Annotated in this window: 17 protein-coding genes; 10 read left to right on the top strand and 7 right to left on the bottom strand. The window is 42.3% G+C overall.

What is annotated here, in order from left to right; all coding sequences use genetic code 11:
* Positions 1-87: 87 nt before the first annotated feature.
* The 4 genes from ntdA (at position 88) to glcP (ending at position 4,576) form a co-directional block, all read left to right on the top strand.
* Positions 88-1,413: a 3-dehydro-glucose-6-phosphate--glutamate transaminase gene (gene ntdA, locus NSQ83_RS05930; RefSeq protein WP_198878837.1), complete on the top strand. Its 1,326-nt coding sequence runs from the start codon at positions 88-90 to the stop codon at positions 1,411-1,413.
* A complete protein-coding gene (gene ntdB, locus NSQ83_RS05925; RefSeq protein WP_032721285.1) occupies positions 1,385-2,233 on the top strand; it encodes a kanosamine-6-phosphate phosphatase in 849 nt (282 codons plus the stop codon). The genes ntdA and ntdB overlap by 29 nt, the downstream gene beginning before the upstream one ends.
* A gap of 13 nt (positions 2,234-2,246) precedes the next feature.
* The gene (gene ntdC / locus NSQ83_RS05920) at positions 2,247-3,299 is read left to right on the top strand and encodes a glucose-6-phosphate 3-dehydrogenase NdtC (RefSeq protein WP_015383282.1); all 1,053 of its coding nucleotides are present in this window, start codon (positions 2,247-2,249) and stop codon (positions 3,297-3,299) included.
* Positions 3,300-3,370: 71 nt separating this feature from the next.
* Positions 3,371-4,576: a glucose/mannose transporter GlcP gene (gene glcP / locus NSQ83_RS05915; protein ID WP_041335551.1), complete on the top strand. Its 1,206-nt coding sequence runs from the start codon at positions 3,371-3,373 to the stop codon at positions 4,574-4,576.
* Positions 4,577-4,732: 156 nt separating this feature from the next.
* On the opposite strand, the gene NSQ83_RS05910 is transcribed toward glcP, so the two are convergent.
* The 4 genes from NSQ83_RS05910 to NSQ83_RS05895 all read right to left on the bottom strand — a co-directional run bounded on the left by NSQ83_RS05910 (position 4,733) and on the right by NSQ83_RS05895 (position 8,147).
* On the bottom strand, positions 4,733-5,260 hold the full coding sequence (locus NSQ83_RS05910) for a MarR family transcriptional regulator (protein ID WP_160221478.1): 528 nt from the start codon (positions 5,258-5,260) through the stop codon (positions 4,733-4,735).
* A 76-nt stretch (positions 5,261-5,336) separates the two neighbouring features.
* Entirely contained in the window at positions 5,337-6,836 is a 1,500-nt protein-coding gene (locus NSQ83_RS05905; RefSeq protein ID WP_160221477.1) for a monooxygenase, read from the bottom strand.
* Positions 6,837-7,015: 179 nt separating this feature from the next.
* The gene (gene lepB / locus NSQ83_RS05900; RefSeq protein WP_003233128.1) at positions 7,016-7,522 is read right to left on the bottom strand and encodes a signal peptidase I; all 507 of its coding nucleotides are present in this window, start codon (positions 7,520-7,522) and stop codon (positions 7,016-7,018) included.
* Position 7,523: 1 nt separating this feature from the next.
* Positions 7,524-8,147, bottom strand: a complete 624-nt coding sequence (locus tag NSQ83_RS05895) for a VTT domain-containing protein (protein WP_010886465.1) — start codon at positions 8,145-8,147, stop codon at positions 7,524-7,526.
* A 151-nt stretch (positions 8,148-8,298) separates the two neighbouring features.
* On the opposite strand from NSQ83_RS05895, the gene NSQ83_RS05890 reads away from it, so the two are divergent.
* The 3 genes from NSQ83_RS05890 to NSQ83_RS05880 all read left to right on the top strand — a co-directional run bounded on the left by NSQ83_RS05890 (position 8,299) and on the right by NSQ83_RS05880 (position 10,535).
* Complete coding sequence (locus tag NSQ83_RS05890; RefSeq protein ID WP_160221476.1) at positions 8,299-8,670, top strand: hypothetical protein; 372 nt, start codon at positions 8,299-8,301, stop codon at positions 8,668-8,670.
* 198 nt (positions 8,671-8,868) lie between these two features.
* Positions 8,869-9,069, top strand: coding sequence for a DUF3311 domain-containing protein (locus tag NSQ83_RS05885; RefSeq protein WP_003224377.1), 201 nt, complete (start codon positions 8,869-8,871; stop codon positions 9,067-9,069).
* Positions 9,066-10,535, top strand: a complete 1,470-nt coding sequence (locus tag NSQ83_RS05880; RefSeq protein WP_122895185.1) for a sodium:solute symporter — start codon at positions 9,066-9,068, stop codon at positions 10,533-10,535. The genes NSQ83_RS05885 and NSQ83_RS05880 overlap by 4 nt, the downstream gene beginning before the upstream one ends.
* Positions 10,536-10,577: 42 nt before the next feature.
* Here NSQ83_RS05880 and NSQ83_RS05875 read toward each other — a convergent pair whose 3' ends face one another.
* Positions 10,578-10,847 (bottom strand): excalibur calcium-binding domain-containing protein, encoded by a 270-nt coding sequence (locus NSQ83_RS05875; RefSeq protein WP_160221475.1) that lies wholly within the window; start codon positions 10,845-10,847, stop codon positions 10,578-10,580.
* Positions 10,848-11,063: 216 nt separating this feature from the next.
* On the opposite strand from NSQ83_RS05875, the gene NSQ83_RS05870 reads away from it, so the two are divergent.
* Positions 11,064-11,963, top strand: coding sequence for an SDR family oxidoreductase (locus NSQ83_RS05870; RefSeq protein WP_076457899.1), 900 nt, complete (start codon positions 11,064-11,066; stop codon positions 11,961-11,963).
* Positions 11,964-12,009: 46 nt separating this feature from the next.
* Here NSQ83_RS05870 and comK read toward each other — a convergent pair whose 3' ends face one another.
* On the bottom strand, positions 12,010-12,588 hold the full coding sequence (gene comK / locus NSQ83_RS05865) for a competence transcription factor ComK (RefSeq protein ID WP_029317573.1): 579 nt from the start codon (positions 12,586-12,588) through the stop codon (positions 12,010-12,012).
* 292 nt (positions 12,589-12,880) lie between these two features.
* Between comK and NSQ83_RS05860 the strand changes: the two genes are divergently transcribed.
* Positions 12,881-13,114 (top strand): IDEAL domain-containing protein, encoded by a 234-nt coding sequence (locus tag NSQ83_RS05860; protein WP_003233142.1) that lies wholly within the window; start codon positions 12,881-12,883, stop codon positions 13,112-13,114.
* 27 nt (positions 13,115-13,141) lie between these two features.
* Here the strand turns inward: NSQ83_RS05860 and NSQ83_RS05855 are convergent, their stop codons facing one another.
* A complete protein-coding gene (locus NSQ83_RS05855) occupies positions 13,142-13,999 on the bottom strand; it encodes an SDR family oxidoreductase (RefSeq protein WP_160221474.1) in 858 nt (285 codons plus the stop codon).
* 111 nt (positions 14,000-14,110) lie between these two features.
* Between NSQ83_RS05855 and NSQ83_RS05850 the strand changes: the two genes are divergently transcribed.
* Positions 14,111-15,640, top strand: a complete 1,530-nt coding sequence (locus NSQ83_RS05850) for an FAD-dependent oxidoreductase (RefSeq protein WP_015252423.1) — start codon at positions 14,111-14,113, stop codon at positions 15,638-15,640.
* Positions 15,641-15,689 lie beyond the last annotated feature (49 nt).

Below are 15,689 nucleotides of genomic sequence, written 5' to 3'. Positions count from 1 at the left end.
AAAAGTTGTTGACATGTTACCGATTTCAGAAATTAGGATAAATTTGTAATAAATTTTTAGATTATAAAATCATTGGAGGTACTGTTCATGCAAAAACAGGTTAAGATTTCAGGTAAAAGCAAAGAAAACATGTCACTATTAAAACACTTAAAAGGTGACGTACAAGGAAAAGAACTTGTTATTGAAGACAGTATTGTAAACGAGCGGTGGAAACAAGTATTAAAGGAAAAGATAGATATTGAACATGATCTTTTCAACTATCAAAAAAATCGTGAAATCAGTAAAGTCCCTTTTTTGCCTGTAGACAGATTAATAACCAATGATGAAGTGGAAGATATCTTAAATACATTAACTGAAGTTTTGCCAACTGGAAAATTTACGAGTGGCCCCTATTTAGAGCAATTCGAAAAAGTTTTATCTACATATTTACATAAAAGGTATGTAATTGCAACCAGCAGTGGAACCGATGCTATTATGATAGGTTTATTGGCTTTAGGGTTAAACCCAGGGGATGAAGTTATCATGCCGGCTAATAGCTTTTCAGCTACTGAAAATGCTGTGTTAGCTTTGGGAGGCGTTCCTATCTATGTAGATATTAACCCACAAACATTCTGCATCGATCCTGACAAAATTGAAGAAGCAATAACTCCTTATACAAAGTTTATTCTACCTGTGCATTTATACGGAAAACATTCAGACATGCAGCATATCCGTCAAATCGCAAATCGTCATAAATTGAAAGTAATTGAAGATGCCTGCCAAGGTATTGGACTGACAGACTTAGGAAAGTATGCAGACATCACTACATTAAGTTTTAATCCCTATAAGAATTTTGGTGTATGTGGCAAGGCTGGGGCAATAGCAACTGATAATGAAGAACTCGCTAAAAAATGCATTCAATTTAGTTATCATGGTTTTGAAGTAAATGTGAAAAATAAGAAAGTCATCAATTTTGGATTTAATTCAAAAATGGACAATTTACAGGCAGCAATTGGTTTAGAGAGAATGAAGTACCTTTCATTAAACAACTTCAAAAGACTGTTCTTGGCGGATAGATACATTACCCAATTAGCAGAATTGCAGAATAAAGGCTTTATTGAATTACCAGAATTAAGTGAAGATCATGTATGGCATCTGTTTCCTATTAAGGTGAGAACAGAAGATAGAGCAGATATCATGACTAAATTAAATGAAGATTTTGGTGTTCAAACAGATGTATATTATCCAATACTGTCTCATATGCAAAAAACTCCTTTAGTACAGGACAAGTATGCAGGACTCCAATTGGTTCATACGGAAAAGGCTCATAGTCAGGTACTGCATTTGCCTTTATATCCGTCATTTACTTTAGAAGAACAAGACAGAGTAATGGAGGGACTGTTTCATGTTATTAAGCAAGAAATCGGAGTATAAAACGTTATCCACGGTTGAACATCCTCAGTATATTGTTTTTTGTGATTTTGATGAAACGTATTTTCCGCATACAATCGACGAACAAAAACAACAAGACATCTATGAACTCGAAGACTATCTAGAACAAAAAAGTAAAGATGGGGAGCTAATAATCGGATGGGTTACTGGAAGCAGTATAGAATCTATTCTCGATAAAATGGGACGAGGAAAATTTAGATATTTTCCGCATTTTATAGCTAGTGATCTTGGAACTGAAATTACGTACTTTTCTGAGCATAACTTCGGACAGCAAGATAATAAGTGGAACAGTCGCATAAATGAAGGGTTTAGTAAAGAAAAGGTTGAAAAACTTGTGAAACAGCTGCATGAAAATCATAACATTCTTTTGAATCCTCAAACTCAATTAGGAAAGTCACGGTATAAGCATAACTTCTACTATCAGGAACAAGATGAAATAAACGACAAGAAAAACCTATTAGCAATTGAAAAAATCTGCGAGGAATACGGCGTTTCAGTAAATATAAATCGGTGTAATCCCTTAGCAGGCGATCCAGAAGACAGCTATGATGTAGATTTTATCCCCACAGGGACAGGAAAGAATGAAATTGTAACGTTTATGTTAGAGAAATACAACCTAAATACCGAAAGAGCTATCGCATTTGGGGATAGTGGAAATGATGTTCGTATGTTACAGACAGTAGGGAATGGATATCTGCTAAAAAATGCAACACAGGAAGCAAAAAACTTGCACCACCTTATAACTGATAGTGAGTACTCAAAAGGAATTACTAATACCTTAAAAAAATTAATTGGATCATGAGGAGGAAATAAAAATGAAGAAGATAGGCATCATAGGTGCAGGTGGTATTGCAAGAGCGCATGCAACTGCTTTATCTACAATAAAAAATGCAGAGTTAGTAGGGGTATATGACATAAATCAACAAAACGCGGAAAGCTTTGTGAAAACTTTCGGCGGGAAGTCATTTGAAAACGCAGATGAACTAATTGATGCCTCAGAAGGTTTAATTGTAGCATCACCAAACTTTTGCCATAAAGAACATGCTTTGCAAGCATTAGGAAAACATAAGCATGTTTTGTGTGAAAAGCCTATGGCTATTTCTCTTGAAGAAGCAAGCATAATGAAAGATACTGCTGAAAGGTTGAGCGTAAGAGCCAGTATGGGATTTAATTATAGATATTTATCTTACGTAAATATCTTAAAAAGCTTAATTATCAATAATGAACTAGGTAACATACTGTCCATAAAAGTACACTTCAAGAAAAATAGTGCACTTAGGCGTAAGAAGTTTACTTGGAGAGATGACGCTAACAGTAAGAAGACGAGTGGATCATTGGGGGATCTGGGTATTCACCTTATTGACATGGTATGGTATTTGTTTGAGAGTGATTTCATCACAGAATCAGTAAGGGCAAAAATGAACACAAATGTAAAAACAAAAGAGGATAAACAGGTACTCGTAGATGACTATGCAGAAATTTATGGCCAGCTGAAGAACAAGGTATTTGTAAATATCATCACATCAAAGTGTTCTGTACCTGAAGACTGTGGTTTTAGCATTGAGGTAGTTGGACACAAAAAAGAGTTTAAATACCACACAGGTAATCCTCACGTTTACAAGCTCATAGATGGCTTGAACGTGGTAGACTGCCCAGTACCGCAAAGCCTATTAAACGATCCGCCAAACGAGTTTTATGGATGGGCTGATTCTTTTAGAAGCGAGTTAATCAATTGGATTGCATCAACTCAGAATGATTGGGTTGAGATCCCTTCTTTTAGTGATGGTTTTAGATCTCAGGAAGTGTTAGAAATGTTCTTTGAGAAAGACAGCAACTCTCAACCCATGTCTGTTTCAGCAGTCAACTAGTATTTCAAAGAGAGAAGTTACTAAAAAAGCAGGAATTTACTTTCCTGCTTTTTCATATAGGGGTGTAATGAATGTTAAGAGGGACATATTTATTTGGATATGCTTTCTTTTTTACAGTAGGTATTATCCATATATCAACAGGGAGTTTGACGCCATTTCTATTAGAGGCTTTTAACAAGACAACAGATGATATTTCGGTCATAATCTTTTTTCAGTTTACCGGATTTCTAAGCGGAGTATTAATCGCACCTTTAATGATTAAGAAATACAGTCATTTTAGGACACTTACTTTAGCTTTGACAATAATGCTTGCAGCGTTAAGTATCTTTTTTCTAACCAAGGATTGGTATTATATTATTGTAATGGCTTTTCTCTTAGGATATGGGGCAGGCACATTAGAAACGACAGTTGGTTCGTTTGTTATTGCTAATTTCGAAAGTAATGCAGAAAAAATGAGTAAGCTGGAAGTTCTCTTTGGATTAGGCGCTTTATCTTTCCCATTATTAATTAATTCTTTCATAGATATCAATAACTGGTTTTTACCGTATTACTGTATATTCACCTTTTTATTCGTCCTATTTGTAGGGTGGTTAATTTTCTTGTCCAAGAACCGAAAGTACGCTAAGAATGCCAACCAACAAGTGACCTTTCCAGATGGAGGAGCATTTCAATACTTTATAGGAGATAGAAAAAAATCAAAGCAATTAGGCTTTTTTGTATTTTTTGCTTTCCTATATGCTGGAATCGAAACAAATTTTGCCAACTTTTTACCTTCAATCATGATAAACCAAGACAATGAACAAATTAGTCTTATAAGTGTCTCCTTTTTCTGGGTAGGGATCATCATAGGAAGAATATTGATTGGTTTCGTAAGTAGAAGGCTTGATTTTTCCAAATACCTTCTTTTTAGCTGTAGTTGTTTAATTGTTTTGTTGATTGCTTTCTCTTATATAAGTAACCCAATACTTCAATTGGGTGGTACATTTTTGATTGGCCTAAGTATAGCGGGGATATTTCCCATTGCTTTAACACTAGCATCAATCATTATTCAGAAGTACGTTGACGAAGTTACAAGTTTATTTATTGCCTCGGCAAGTTTCGGAGGAGCGATCATCTCTTTCTTAATTGGATGGAGTTTAAACCAGGATACGATCTTATTAACCATGGGAATATTTACAACTATGGCGGTCATTCTAGTAGGTATTTCTGTAAAGATTAGGAGAACTAAAACAGAAGACCCTATTTCACTTGAAAACAAAGCATCAAAAACACAGTAGAAAATGTGTAAATTAAAGATACTAATAGACATATCGTATAAGCAGGGCAAATTCCTGAACATCTTGAATTTCATTCTTCAAGAGGAAATCTGATTTACGTTACAGCCTTGAAAAAGATAGAAAAAAGCGAAAAACACGCACCGCAGTGCGTGTTTTTTATTTAAAAATGCTCGGGAGACCCCCTTCAATTTCTTCTGACGACGGATACCATTTTGTCACCAGATCCCGAAACAGCCGTTCCGCAAAAAGAATCTCTTCCTCGGTATAGCGGTCAAAAAATGACAAAAAACGCTGTTCAGCCTTCTGATGATAATATTTGTGCAAACTGTGCAGCTTTTTTCCAGCAGGCGTCAATCGGAAGTAGACCTCCTTTTTATTATCGCTGAGCTGTGTTCTGCGAAGGAAGCCTGCGCCGAGCAATTTTGTGCTGATGCGTGATACAGTCGCTTTTGTCGTATTCATTTTTTCTGCTATCGACGTGACATTAATTGGTTCATTGTCCCCGACACAAGATAGAACATGAATTTCTGTCATCGTCAATTGAGATTTACTCCCGTGCTCTACATCCAGCTTCCTCAATTCGTCAGATAAAAAGGCTTTAATAAGCCCCTCCCATTTCTCCTGCTGATGAATGAGCTCCGCATACAATTCAAAAAGATTGCGTTTTGTATGATCTGTGTTCATCGGGTTTTCCATCCTTTTTCATTCGATTGTTTCTTCTATCATACCGTTTTGTTACAGATGAAACAATCGAATTGAATTATATTCGGCTGGTGACGGAAAACCAGCGGCTGATCCCTTTTTGAATCACCTCGGCACAATCGGGCGCTGATGCATCCACCGCCCAGGCTACATGTCCATCGGGACGAACCAATATGGTATGCACATCCCGCAACTTTTCATTCGGTTCTGCAAGCGAGGCGGTTACCGTACGTAAGCCTTTCACTTCGATATGCTCATCAGCTTCCTGCCTCAATGACAGCAAAACGAATGACCCGTTTTGGAGAAAGCTGTACAGCCATTCCGAACTGCCGTCGGAAAGAATCAGCTTCATGTCAGGGAGCCGTGCCCCGTTCAAACGATTCGGCGGCATGGTACGATCAGCTTCATATCTGACATCGAGCGCAGAAATTTGCCCCGCTACATATCGATTGACATCAGGGAAGGCCAGCAGCTCCGACATCATGCTTCGCAAATGGAGGCCTGCTTGAGTGAAATCGATCAGCTTTGTCTGTGCCTCCGTGTTTCTCAGGAGCCCTTCAGCTGCCGGATGCCGCTCGTCATGGTAGCTGTCCAAAAGCCATGAAGGCGCAGAGCCTTTGATGGCCGTCGCCAGTTTCCACCCGAGGTTCATTGCATCCTGAAGGCCAACATTCAGTCCTTGCCCGCCCGCTGGAAAATGAATATGCGCGGCATCACCCGCAAGAAAGATTCTGCCGTCCCGATACCGTTTCGCTTGGCGCGCGGCGTTCCCGAACCGCGACATCCACGAAGGGTCGCTTAAACCAAAGTCAGTTCCGCAAATTCGCAGGAGGTCAGCTTTCAGCTCTTCCTCAGTCACAGGCACATCTTTCGGCGTTTGCGTGCGATAAGGGCTGATCACAACGACACGATATCGGTCTGAAGATAACGGAACAATCATAACACCGCCCTCTTTTGTGCAAAGGGACAGCACGCCTGACGCCGGCGGAGAAAGGAGCGCCACATCCCCAAGCGCAGCGGTGACAGTGCTGTCTGTTCCCGGAAACTCAATTTTCGCCTGTTTCCGGACGGTACTCCCGGCGCCATCTGCACCAACGGCAAACTTGCTTGTGATCGTCCGTACACTGCCGTCCCGATCCTTAAAAATCGTTTGGACCGCTTCCCCGTTTTGCGTAACCGCCAGCGCCTCGGCACCCCGAAACACCTCTGTTCCCAGGCTTCGTGCATGATCTTCAAGCAGTTTTTCTGTTTTTGACTGCGGGAGCAAAAGCGTGTAAGGACAGCTCGTATCCAAGCCTGAAAAATCCAGACGGGTATCCAGCATTGAAAAATGTCCGGAAGGTATCTTGCTTCCCTTGGATACAAACCGCTCTAAAATCCCTCTCATCTCAAGGAGCTCCAGCGTTCGGGGATGCAGCGTCAACGCCTTGGAATGCGGAACAGGTTTTTCAAGCCGTTCAATCACACATGTTCCCACTCCGGCCATCGCAAGCTCAGAAGCCAGCATAAATCCAACCGGTCCTCCTCCTATAATCACTGCTTCATATTTCATCATCATTCACCACTCCTTTTGTTTCATGAAAAACGAACAAAAACCAATAAAAACGGCCCTCCAATCAAAAAATATATAAATTTTGTTACGTAGGTAACAATTTTGATTATAGCTCCTTACAAATTTTTCTTCAACACATTTTTCCAAACGGCATACAAAAAGACGCCTCTTCCATTAGCGTCTTTTTATTCGGCATCAGAAATCACACCGACAATATTTTTTTCTCTTATCGGACCAAAATGCCGGCTGTCGAAGCTGTATATGCGATTATCTCCAACGACAAAATATTTTCCTTTCGGCACCTTGCTTGTTCCCGTCACATCTTTCAAAGAAAAATCACCCGTTACATGGCTGCCGGCAGAAACAGATTTCAAATGCTTCAAAAATGGCTCAGCAACCTGCTTTCCGTTCACATACAGCTGATCATCTTTATATTTGATCGTTTCACCGGGCAAGCCGATTACCCGTTTAATCAGCACTTTATGATCAGGGCCTTTAAAAAGGACAATGTCAAAACGATGGATGGTTTTAAATCGATGCGAAAATTTATTGACCAACAATTCGTTTCCTTCCTGGAAGGTCGGGTTCATACTGACGCCTTCTACCTTGTAATCAATAAAGACAGCATTTTTAACCTGAATGGCGAGAACAACGGACACTACACCGGCAAGAAACCAAAACCGTTTTTTCATGTTACTGTCTCCCTCCATCATGCTCACGCTGACTGGCTCTTACATGCAGATACCGCTCCACCTTTTTGCCGACATACCATAAGACAGTGATCACCAATACGGCGATGACCGTTCGAATCGGCTGTGTAATCAGCGCGTGCAGATCATATCCGATGAAGCTGATCATAAAAATCATGACAAGCTTCCCCGAGGCTGCCGCCAAAATAAACGGCCGCGTTCCGATCCTTGACAAACCGGCAACAACATTCACCGCGGCTGACGGTGTAAATGGAAAACAAAGCAGAAGAAACATGGGACCGAAGCCGTGTCTTTCCACCCATAACATCAGCTTTCTGACAGACGGATGACTGCGGATAAATCCAAGCAATTTTCTCTGTCCGTATTGACGGACAATCAAAAAGACGAGAATGGAACCAGCAGTTGATCCCGCCCAGGACAGGATGAATCCTTCCCACAAGCCAAACGAGTTCGTATTCGCCACCACAAACACGATCAGCGGCAAAAACGGGAGAAATGCTTCAATTAAAGGCAGCAGCACAGCAATGAGCGGACCGAAAGCCCTATAGCTTTGAAATAATTCAGTTAAATGTTCTTGTGTCAAATAGGATAAAAAATGCTCCAACATTTATACTCCTTACCGGGTTTGTCTATCCTTATTCTACACATTATCAGCAGAAAACTAAAAAGTTTTGGTGATTTTTTCTGTCTTGAAACATTTCACCAGCCGATATAGAATACAAATAGAACAAACGTTCCCTTAGAAAGAAGGAGTCAACATGCCAAATCTGCAGGAGGAAATATACGATTTAATTGAACGGGCTCTCTTTTTACCCATGGCCATTACGATTTTTAACCGTGATCTCGCCGGAATTGAAGAAAGCACATTAAAATTGAAGCATCCTTATAAACAGCTTATCGGCGAATCATTAAAAATAGCACAAAAGGATTTGATGGAGGTCAGAAAAGAACTGAGGAAAAGAAAAATTGCAATCCGCGAGACGGAACGCGATGAGGCCTTTACGCTCTATACATTTGTGATCGACGGTTATGAAGAAAAGCACCGCTATTTTAATCCGCGAATCCGTGAGCAGGTCAGCGAATTATTAACATACTATCTATTTGCCCCGGACAGACTCCGAGCCTTTTGAATCACACTGCCCGTTCCCTCTTCGGGCGATTCAGATCATTAATTTCAGACAATTCACACTATACAAACAAAATAAATTTATTTATAATTCGAACCACAGCCTTTCACCCTAAAAAGTGACATGTGCTGCCATATCTGCGACATCATTTTCAGTACGCTTGGGCTTGTACACCCCAATCCTAAATAGAAGGAGGATTCTATGAAACTGATTCACGTTCTTGCCGCTTTGCCCTTTATCGGAATCTTACTCGGCATCCCTTTTGCAAATAAGGTGACCCCCTATGTGTTCGGCATGCCATTTATTCTTGCCTATATTGTGATGTGGGCTCTTTTGACCTCTGCGCTGATGGCGATTGTGTATGTCCTCGACAAGGAAAATAAAAAGGAGGAAGCAGAATGAATGCAGCTCTCATCATCATTTTCGGTGTCCTGCTCTTGAGTATTTTTCTCGGTATACGCGCCCAAAAAGGAAAAGACATGAACCTGGAGCAGTGGACGGTCGGAGGGCGCGGCTTCGGAACTGTTTTCGTCTTCCTTTTGATGGCAGGCGAAATTTATACTACTTTTACGTTTCTCGGCGGCAGCGGATGGGCCTACGGAAAAGGCGGTCCAGCCTTTTATATCATCGCCTACGGATGTCTGGCCTACATCCTTTCTTACTGGCTTCTTCCAGCAGTTTGGACGTACGCGAAACAGCATAAACTAATGTCGCAGTCTGATTTTTTCACAAAAAAATACAACAGTCCGCTGCTTGGCATTCTCGTTTCACTGGTCGGCATCGCCGCACTCATTCCCTATCTTGTACTGCAGCTGAAAGGCCTCGGGCTGATTGTATCGGAAACCTCGTACGGCAAAATCACCCCGACCGCTGCCATCTGGATCGGCGCTGTTTCCATCACGGTTTATGTTATGGTTTCAGGCATTCACGGGTCTGCCTGGATATCGGTTGTGAAGGACATCATGATTCTGGTTGTCGTTCTGTTTTTAGGTGTGTATTTGCCAATTCATTACTACGGCGGATTTCAAGACATGTTTCAGCAGATTGAAACGGCAAAGCCTGGCTTTCTTACGCTCCCCGAATCGGGACAAAGTGTGGCCTGGTTCAGTTCAACCGTACTCTTGACAGCGCTTGGTTTTTACATGTGGCCTCACACGTTTTCCGCTTCGTATTCAGCCGAAAACCCAAAAGTCTTTCGTAAAAACGCCATCATCATGCCTTTGTACCAGCTGGTCCTGCTCTTTGTCCTTTTCGTCGGCTTCGCGGCTATCCTGCAAGTTCCAGATCTGAAAGGCGCAGACGGGGATCTATCGCTTTTGAGACTGTCTCTGCAAGCATTTGACCCTTGGTTTGTCGGAATTATCGGTGCTGCCGGACTGCTGACAGCACTTGTGCCAGGGTCTATGATCTTAATGTCCGCCTCCACGCTGTTTGCAAAAAATGTGTACAAGGTAATTGCGCCCCGCACGACAGAACAGCAAGTATCGGCTCTTGCTAAGTTTTTAGTGCCGGTGATTGCGTTGATTTCGGTGTATTTTACCTTCAAAGGCGGGAATACCATCGTTACGTTGCTTTTGATGGGCTACAGCCTTGTCACACAGCTATTCCCCGCCCTTTTGTTCAGCCTGTTCAAGCATAATATGGTGACAAAACAGGGGGCCTTCGCCGGCATTATTGCAGGTGTCGGAGCAGTTACTTATATTACAATGACGGAAACGACGATCGGCACTTTATTTCCGGCTCTGCCGCAAGCCGCAAAAGACTTGAATGTAGGCATCGTCGCCCTGCTTTTGAATATCACGGTCATGACGGCAGTCAGCCTTATGACAAGGAAGGCGAAAAGCGCTGCGGCCGATCAGGCGGCCTAAGCATAAAAAAAGCAATCTGGACACCAGATTGCTTTTTCTTATTTACCGTTCACAGGCGATAAGATCTTTATCGCGGTCTTTCTTTTTATTGGCATCGTAAAGTGCCTTAGAAACGTAAGGCTTGTACTTCGTTTTTCCGCCTTTGTTTTTCACCTTCGATGTGCGGGCCACTCCGCCTTTGTATACTTTGTTTAACTCCTTGCAGTTCTTATAGACCTTCACCTTTGTTTTGGCTTCCGCCACATGGTCAGCTCCGTATGAAAAACCGAAAACGAGACCGAGTGACAGCAAAACCGCCACCGCTTTTTTCATGACGATTCACTCCCTCAACACCCAATATTTAGTTGATTTATAGCTCGAATTTATCATAATTCATATAGTCTTATTTGACAAGATAAATATGGAAGAAGGCTTTGTTTTTTCTTGTTTTCTTTTTCCTTCACTATTCAAACTGCCAAAACATGTTTTTCTGCTTATGCTCAGGGGTACACATACGAATGTACACCAAACAGAAAAGGAGCGTTGCTGATGTCTGATTCAAATCTTACGAATCCTATAAAAGCATTTTTTCATGATGAATTTCCCGAACAATATCAAGAACCGCCAGGCCTGCAAAAGAACATGAAACCTGTCCCTGATTGCGGAGAAAAAAGCTACAAAGGATCAGGTAAACTAACGGGTCGAAAAGCGCTTGTCACGGGCGGCGATTCCGGTATCGGCCGCGCTGCCGCAATTGCTTACGCCAGAGAAGGTGCCGATGTGGCCATTAACTACTTGCCCGAGGAACAGCCAGATGCTGAAGAGGTAAAAGAACTGATCGAAGCAGAAGGTCGAAAAGCAGTGCTGATCCCCGGAGACTTGAGCGACGAATCCTTTTGCCAAGATCTGGTCAAACAGGCGCAGCAGGAGCTCGGAGGACTTGATGTGCTAGCGCTCGTTGCAGGCAAACAGAAAGCAGTCGAAAACATCGAAGATCTGCCTACTGAACAAATCTATAAAACATTTGAAGTGAACGTCTTTTCCCTTTACTGGGTTGTAAAAGCGGCGCTTCCGTATTTGCCGGAGGGAGCTTCAATTATCACAACTACCTCAGTTGAAGGCTATAATCCAAGCCCGATGCTGTTAGATTACGCAGCAACGAAAAACGCCATTATCGGCTTTACCGTCGGACTGGGAAAACAGCTTGCTTCCAAAGGCATCAGAGTAAATTCAGTTGCGCCCGGACCAATTTGGACACCGCTGCAAATTTCCGGCGGACAGCCGACGGAAAACATCCCGAAATTCGGACAAGGCACGCCGCCAGCTCCATTAAATCGCGCTGGGCAGCCAGTGGAATTGGCCGATGTTTATGTATTTCTAGCTTCAGAGAATTCAAGCTATGTGACATCTCAGGTATATGGCATCACCGGAGGAATTCCGACGGCATAGCTTTATGAAAGGAGCTGCCCTGTTCGGTCAGCTCCTTCCTATTTTTCTAATACCGTTCCCCGAGCTCACGCAAAATAAAATCATAAATCATCTTCGTCCGCTCTTCTTTCGGGTACAGCATAAATTCCTGTCTTTTCGGCACGCGGTGGTCGATTCTGTCTTGGAATTTGGTTCTGAGCCACGCTGTTCGGTATACCTGGTTCTCGAACGAATTATAAGAGATCGGCAGCTCCATCGTTTTCCCATTTGAAAACGTCACTTCCGTATCGTCAAATTCAGTCGCTTTGAATTCTTTTACATGCACATGGGAAATCCAGCCGCATTGGGGTCTTGTCGAAGAAAGTGTAGGGAATAAAAAGATTTGGTTCGAAGGGTCCACCATGATCGGCGGCTTGTGTGAAATTTTTGTCACTTCATAAGTTCCTGCTTTTCTTCCCGCATAGCTTGATCCAAAAAATCGGCAGCTTCTGTCGACAATTTGCAGTGGCTTCATGTTTACATAAAACACGCAATCTTTTTCAATAATTCTGGAACAGATTTTGCCGTCTATTTCTTCTGGCAGCACGGCAATTGTTGCGCCGTTCACTTCATACGATTCTAAAGGTGCGTCTGTTTTCTGACTCATATTATGGCCTCCATCCTTTTTCTGCAAAATTTATACTAATAATCTATCATCTGTTTTTGTAAAACGACAGGTTTTTTTAACATTTAAGATAAAATCATCTTTTAATGATATTTAATGGTACTAAATGACTAGTAATAAACCGATTTTACTTTCATAAGACTTGCCGGTTTACGGCATTTTGCAGGATATGTCGATAGATTGCCAAGTATTAGTTGTCTAAAAATTATAAAAATTTATTGATTTTTTCGACCGTTATCCATATACTATAAAAAAGGCATTGGGGGGATTCTTTATGAAAGAGAAAAAATCGTACACTGAGCTCATGAAGTCCCGCAACACGCAAAAAACAAAAGAATTCGATGTCACAATGACGGATATTTACATTCAAATGGTGCTCGATGAATCCTTGTATAACCGTCGGCTTGCCATGCTGACGGACCAAATTAACAAAGCCTTGGACGAAAAAGATAAAGATGCGTTTCTTACGCTCTCTAAAGAATATGCAGCGCTCAAGCAGAGCGAATAAGCCAATCCTTCAAGGATTGGCTTTTTATTATCCGTTCACAATTGTTCCGCCATTGACGTGAATCGTCTGCCCTGTGACGTATGTGGAATCGTCGCTGGCAAGGTATAGATAGCTTGGCGCCACTTCGACCGGCTGTCCCGGGCGTTCCATCGGCACGTCTGAACCAAACACTTCCACGTCTTTTGCGGCAAAGCTGGCCGGGATAAGCGGTGTCCAAATGGGACCCGGTGCCACTGCATTGACCCGTATGCCCTGCTGAACAAGCGACTGGGAAAGGGACCTTGTAAACGTAACGATCGCGCCTTTTGTCGCTGAATAATCGATCAGCGTTTTATTGCCTTTATAGGCGGTAATTGAAGCGGTATTAATAATAGAGCTCCCTTTTTTTAAATGAGGCAGCACTGCCTTTGTTAAGTAAAACATGGAAAAAATGTTTGTTTGGAAGGTTCTGATCAGCTGGTGGCTGGTGATTTTTTCAATGCTGGGCTGGACATGCTGCTCAGCTGCATTGTTAACCAATATATCAATGGATGGAAACACTTGGCTTGCCTGCCCGACCACATCATTGCAAAACGCTTCATCCCCAACATCTCCTGCAATCAGCAGGCATTTTACCCCTTCCTTTTCTACATACTGCTTTGTTTCCTCGGCGTCCTGATGTTCATTCAAATACACAATGATCACATTAGCTCCTTCTTTTGCGAATAACACCGAGACAGCGCGTCCAATCCCGCTGTCTCCTCCAGTAATAATAGCGGTTTTGCCCTCTAATTTTTTCGCTTTCTTCGGCTTATCAAAAACCGGACGCGGGTCCATCAGATATTCAAAACCAGGCTGCTGGTTCTGGTGCTGAGGCGGTAATGTTTTCTTTTTTTGATTCGCCAATGAAATCACTCCTTTTCAACCTTATTATGTTATGAACAATGCCTGCTTCCTATGTATGAAAAGATAGAATATGGAAAAATTAAGAATAAATCTGATTGGAGGTATAACGGCTTGGCTAATCAACATTTTGCAAAGGAAGCACCTGAAACATACTGGAAAACATCAACTGACCTGCCTTCTTTTCCTGCGCTTCAAGAGGACACTGAATGTGACGTCACCATTATCGGAGGCGGGATTACGGGAATCACAACGGCATATGAACTTACGAAGAGAGGCTTCCGTGTCGTTTTGATTGAAGCAAATCAGGTTCTTAACGGAACCACTGCGCATACAACTGCTAAAGTTACCGCACAGCATGACATGATATACGACGAATTTATCCGCCATTTCGGATTAAACCATGCGAGGCTTTATTATGAAGCAAACCAAAACGCAATTGATTACATAAAAGGCATTGTGGATGAACATCAAATTGATTGTGAATGGATCGAGCAAGACGCATATCTTTATACGGCAAATGAAAACGCTGTTCAAAAAATCCGCACCGAGCATGAGGCATACACAAAGCTCGGAATTGAAAGAGACCTTATCAAGGATCTTCCAATTCCCTTAGGTTCTAAGCTGGCGCTTGTCATGAAGAATCAAGCTCAATTTCATCCGCTTCAATACTTAAAAGCGCTTCTGGAGCAAATTGTTCAAAAAGGCGGCCGAATTTATGAAGAGACCGTTGCGCTTGATATCAAAAAAGGCGAAAGGCCCGAAGTGGTAACAAAAAGCCGGCACGCCATTAAGAGCCGCTTTATCATATGCTGTTCCCACTTCCCTTTTTATGACGGAGGCGGATTATATGCTGCGAGAATGTACTCCGACAGATCTTATGTCCTTGCCATCAAGCCGAAGATCGAGTATCCCGAGGGCATGTATTTGAGTATCGATCAGCCGTCAGTGGCGCTCCGCTATACGGTTGTAAACGGTGAAAAGCTGATTCTCTTCAGCGGAGTAAGCCATAAAACAGGCCAGGGAAAAGCCATGTCTACACATTATGAAACACTGAGACAACTGGCCGAAAGCACAATCGGCATCGAAAGCATTCCATATTATTGGTCCACACAAGATCTAGTGACGATCGACAAAATCCCGTTTATCGGGCCGATGTCGGAAAATGAGGACAATATTCTAGTAGCGACCGGGTTCAAAAAATGGGGCATGACGTCCTCAGCAGTCGCAGCCACTCTATTGTCAGACCTTGTGGAGAAAAAAGACAATCCATACGAAAGCATTTTCACTCCGTCCCGTTTCCATCTGAATCCCGGGTTGCAGAAAGTGATTTCCTACAATGCCGATGTCGCCAAGCATTTGATTAAAGGAAAGCTTGAAAAGCCTGATGTCCAATTTGAAGACATTTCGCCAGGAGAAGGGAAAGCCGTCACCATAAACGGCAGGCGAGCGGGAGCATTTCGGGATGAGACAGGCTGCCTCCATCTCGTTGATACGACTTGTACCCATTTAGGCTGCGAGGTCGAGTGGAACGACAGTGAGCATACGTGGGATTGTCCGTGCCACGGATCACGCTTTAAGCCATCTGGCGAAGTTGTAGAGGGTCCGGCCATTAAACCATTAAAACAAATAGATCTCGATTAAACCGTTCATTTTAATGAACGGTTTTTCAAATATTTTTCATCTGCAGCTT

The organism is Bacillus sp. PS217 (assembly GCF_037963535.1).
Classification (GTDB): Bacteria; Bacillota; Bacilli; order Bacillales; family Bacillaceae; genus Bacillus; species Bacillus subtilis.
The sequence above is the reverse complement of the archived record's forward strand: the minus strand, read 5'-3'. Positions and strand labels throughout refer to the sequence as shown.

What these genes read in the sequence shown, in the direction of transcription:
- ntdA (WP_198878837.1), top strand. Translation starts at nt 88, where the DNA reads ATGCAAAAACAGGTTAAGATTTCAGGTAAAAGCAAAGAAAACATGTCA.
- ntdB (WP_032721285.1), top strand. Translation starts at nt 1,385, where the DNA reads ATGTTATTAAGCAAGAAATCGGAGTATAAAACGTTATCCACGGTTGAA.
- ntdC (WP_015383282.1), top strand. Translation starts at nt 2,247, where the DNA reads ATGAAGAAGATAGGCATCATAGGTGCAGGTGGTATTGCAAGAGCGCAT.
- glcP (WP_041335551.1), top strand. Translation starts at nt 3,371, where the DNA reads ATGTTAAGAGGGACATATTTATTTGGATATGCTTTCTTTTTTACAGTA.
- NSQ83_RS05910 (WP_160221478.1), bottom strand. Translation starts at nt 5,260, where the DNA reads ATGAACACAGATCATACAAAACGCAATCTTTTTGAATTGTATGCGGAG.
- NSQ83_RS05905 (WP_160221477.1), bottom strand. Translation starts at nt 6,836, where the DNA reads ATGATGATGAAATATGAAGCAGTGATTATAGGAGGAGGACCGGTTGGA.
- lepB (WP_003233128.1), bottom strand. Translation starts at nt 7,522, where the DNA reads ATGAAAAAACGGTTTTGGTTTCTTGCCGGTGTAGTGTCCGTTGTTCTC.
- NSQ83_RS05895 (WP_010886465.1), bottom strand. Translation starts at nt 8,147, where the DNA reads ATGTTGGAGCATTTTTTATCCTATTTGACACAAGAACATTTAACTGAA.
- NSQ83_RS05890 (WP_160221476.1), top strand. Translation starts at nt 8,299, where the DNA reads ATGCCAAATCTGCAGGAGGAAATATACGATTTAATTGAACGGGCTCTC.
- NSQ83_RS05885 (WP_003224377.1), top strand. Translation starts at nt 8,869, where the DNA reads ATGAAACTGATTCACGTTCTTGCCGCTTTGCCCTTTATCGGAATCTTA.
- NSQ83_RS05880 (WP_122895185.1), top strand. Translation starts at nt 9,066, where the DNA reads ATGAATGCAGCTCTCATCATCATTTTCGGTGTCCTGCTCTTGAGTATT.
- NSQ83_RS05875 (WP_160221475.1), bottom strand. Translation starts at nt 10,847, where the DNA reads ATGAAAAAAGCGGTGGCGGTTTTGCTGTCACTCGGTCTCGTTTTCGGT.
- NSQ83_RS05870 (WP_076457899.1), top strand. Translation starts at nt 11,064, where the DNA reads ATGTCTGATTCAAATCTTACGAATCCTATAAAAGCATTTTTTCATGAT.
- comK (WP_029317573.1), bottom strand. Translation starts at nt 12,588, where the DNA reads ATGAGTCAGAAAACAGACGCACCTTTAGAATCGTATGAAGTGAACGGC.
- NSQ83_RS05860 (WP_003233142.1), top strand. Translation starts at nt 12,881, where the DNA reads ATGAAAGAGAAAAAATCGTACACTGAGCTCATGAAGTCCCGCAACACG.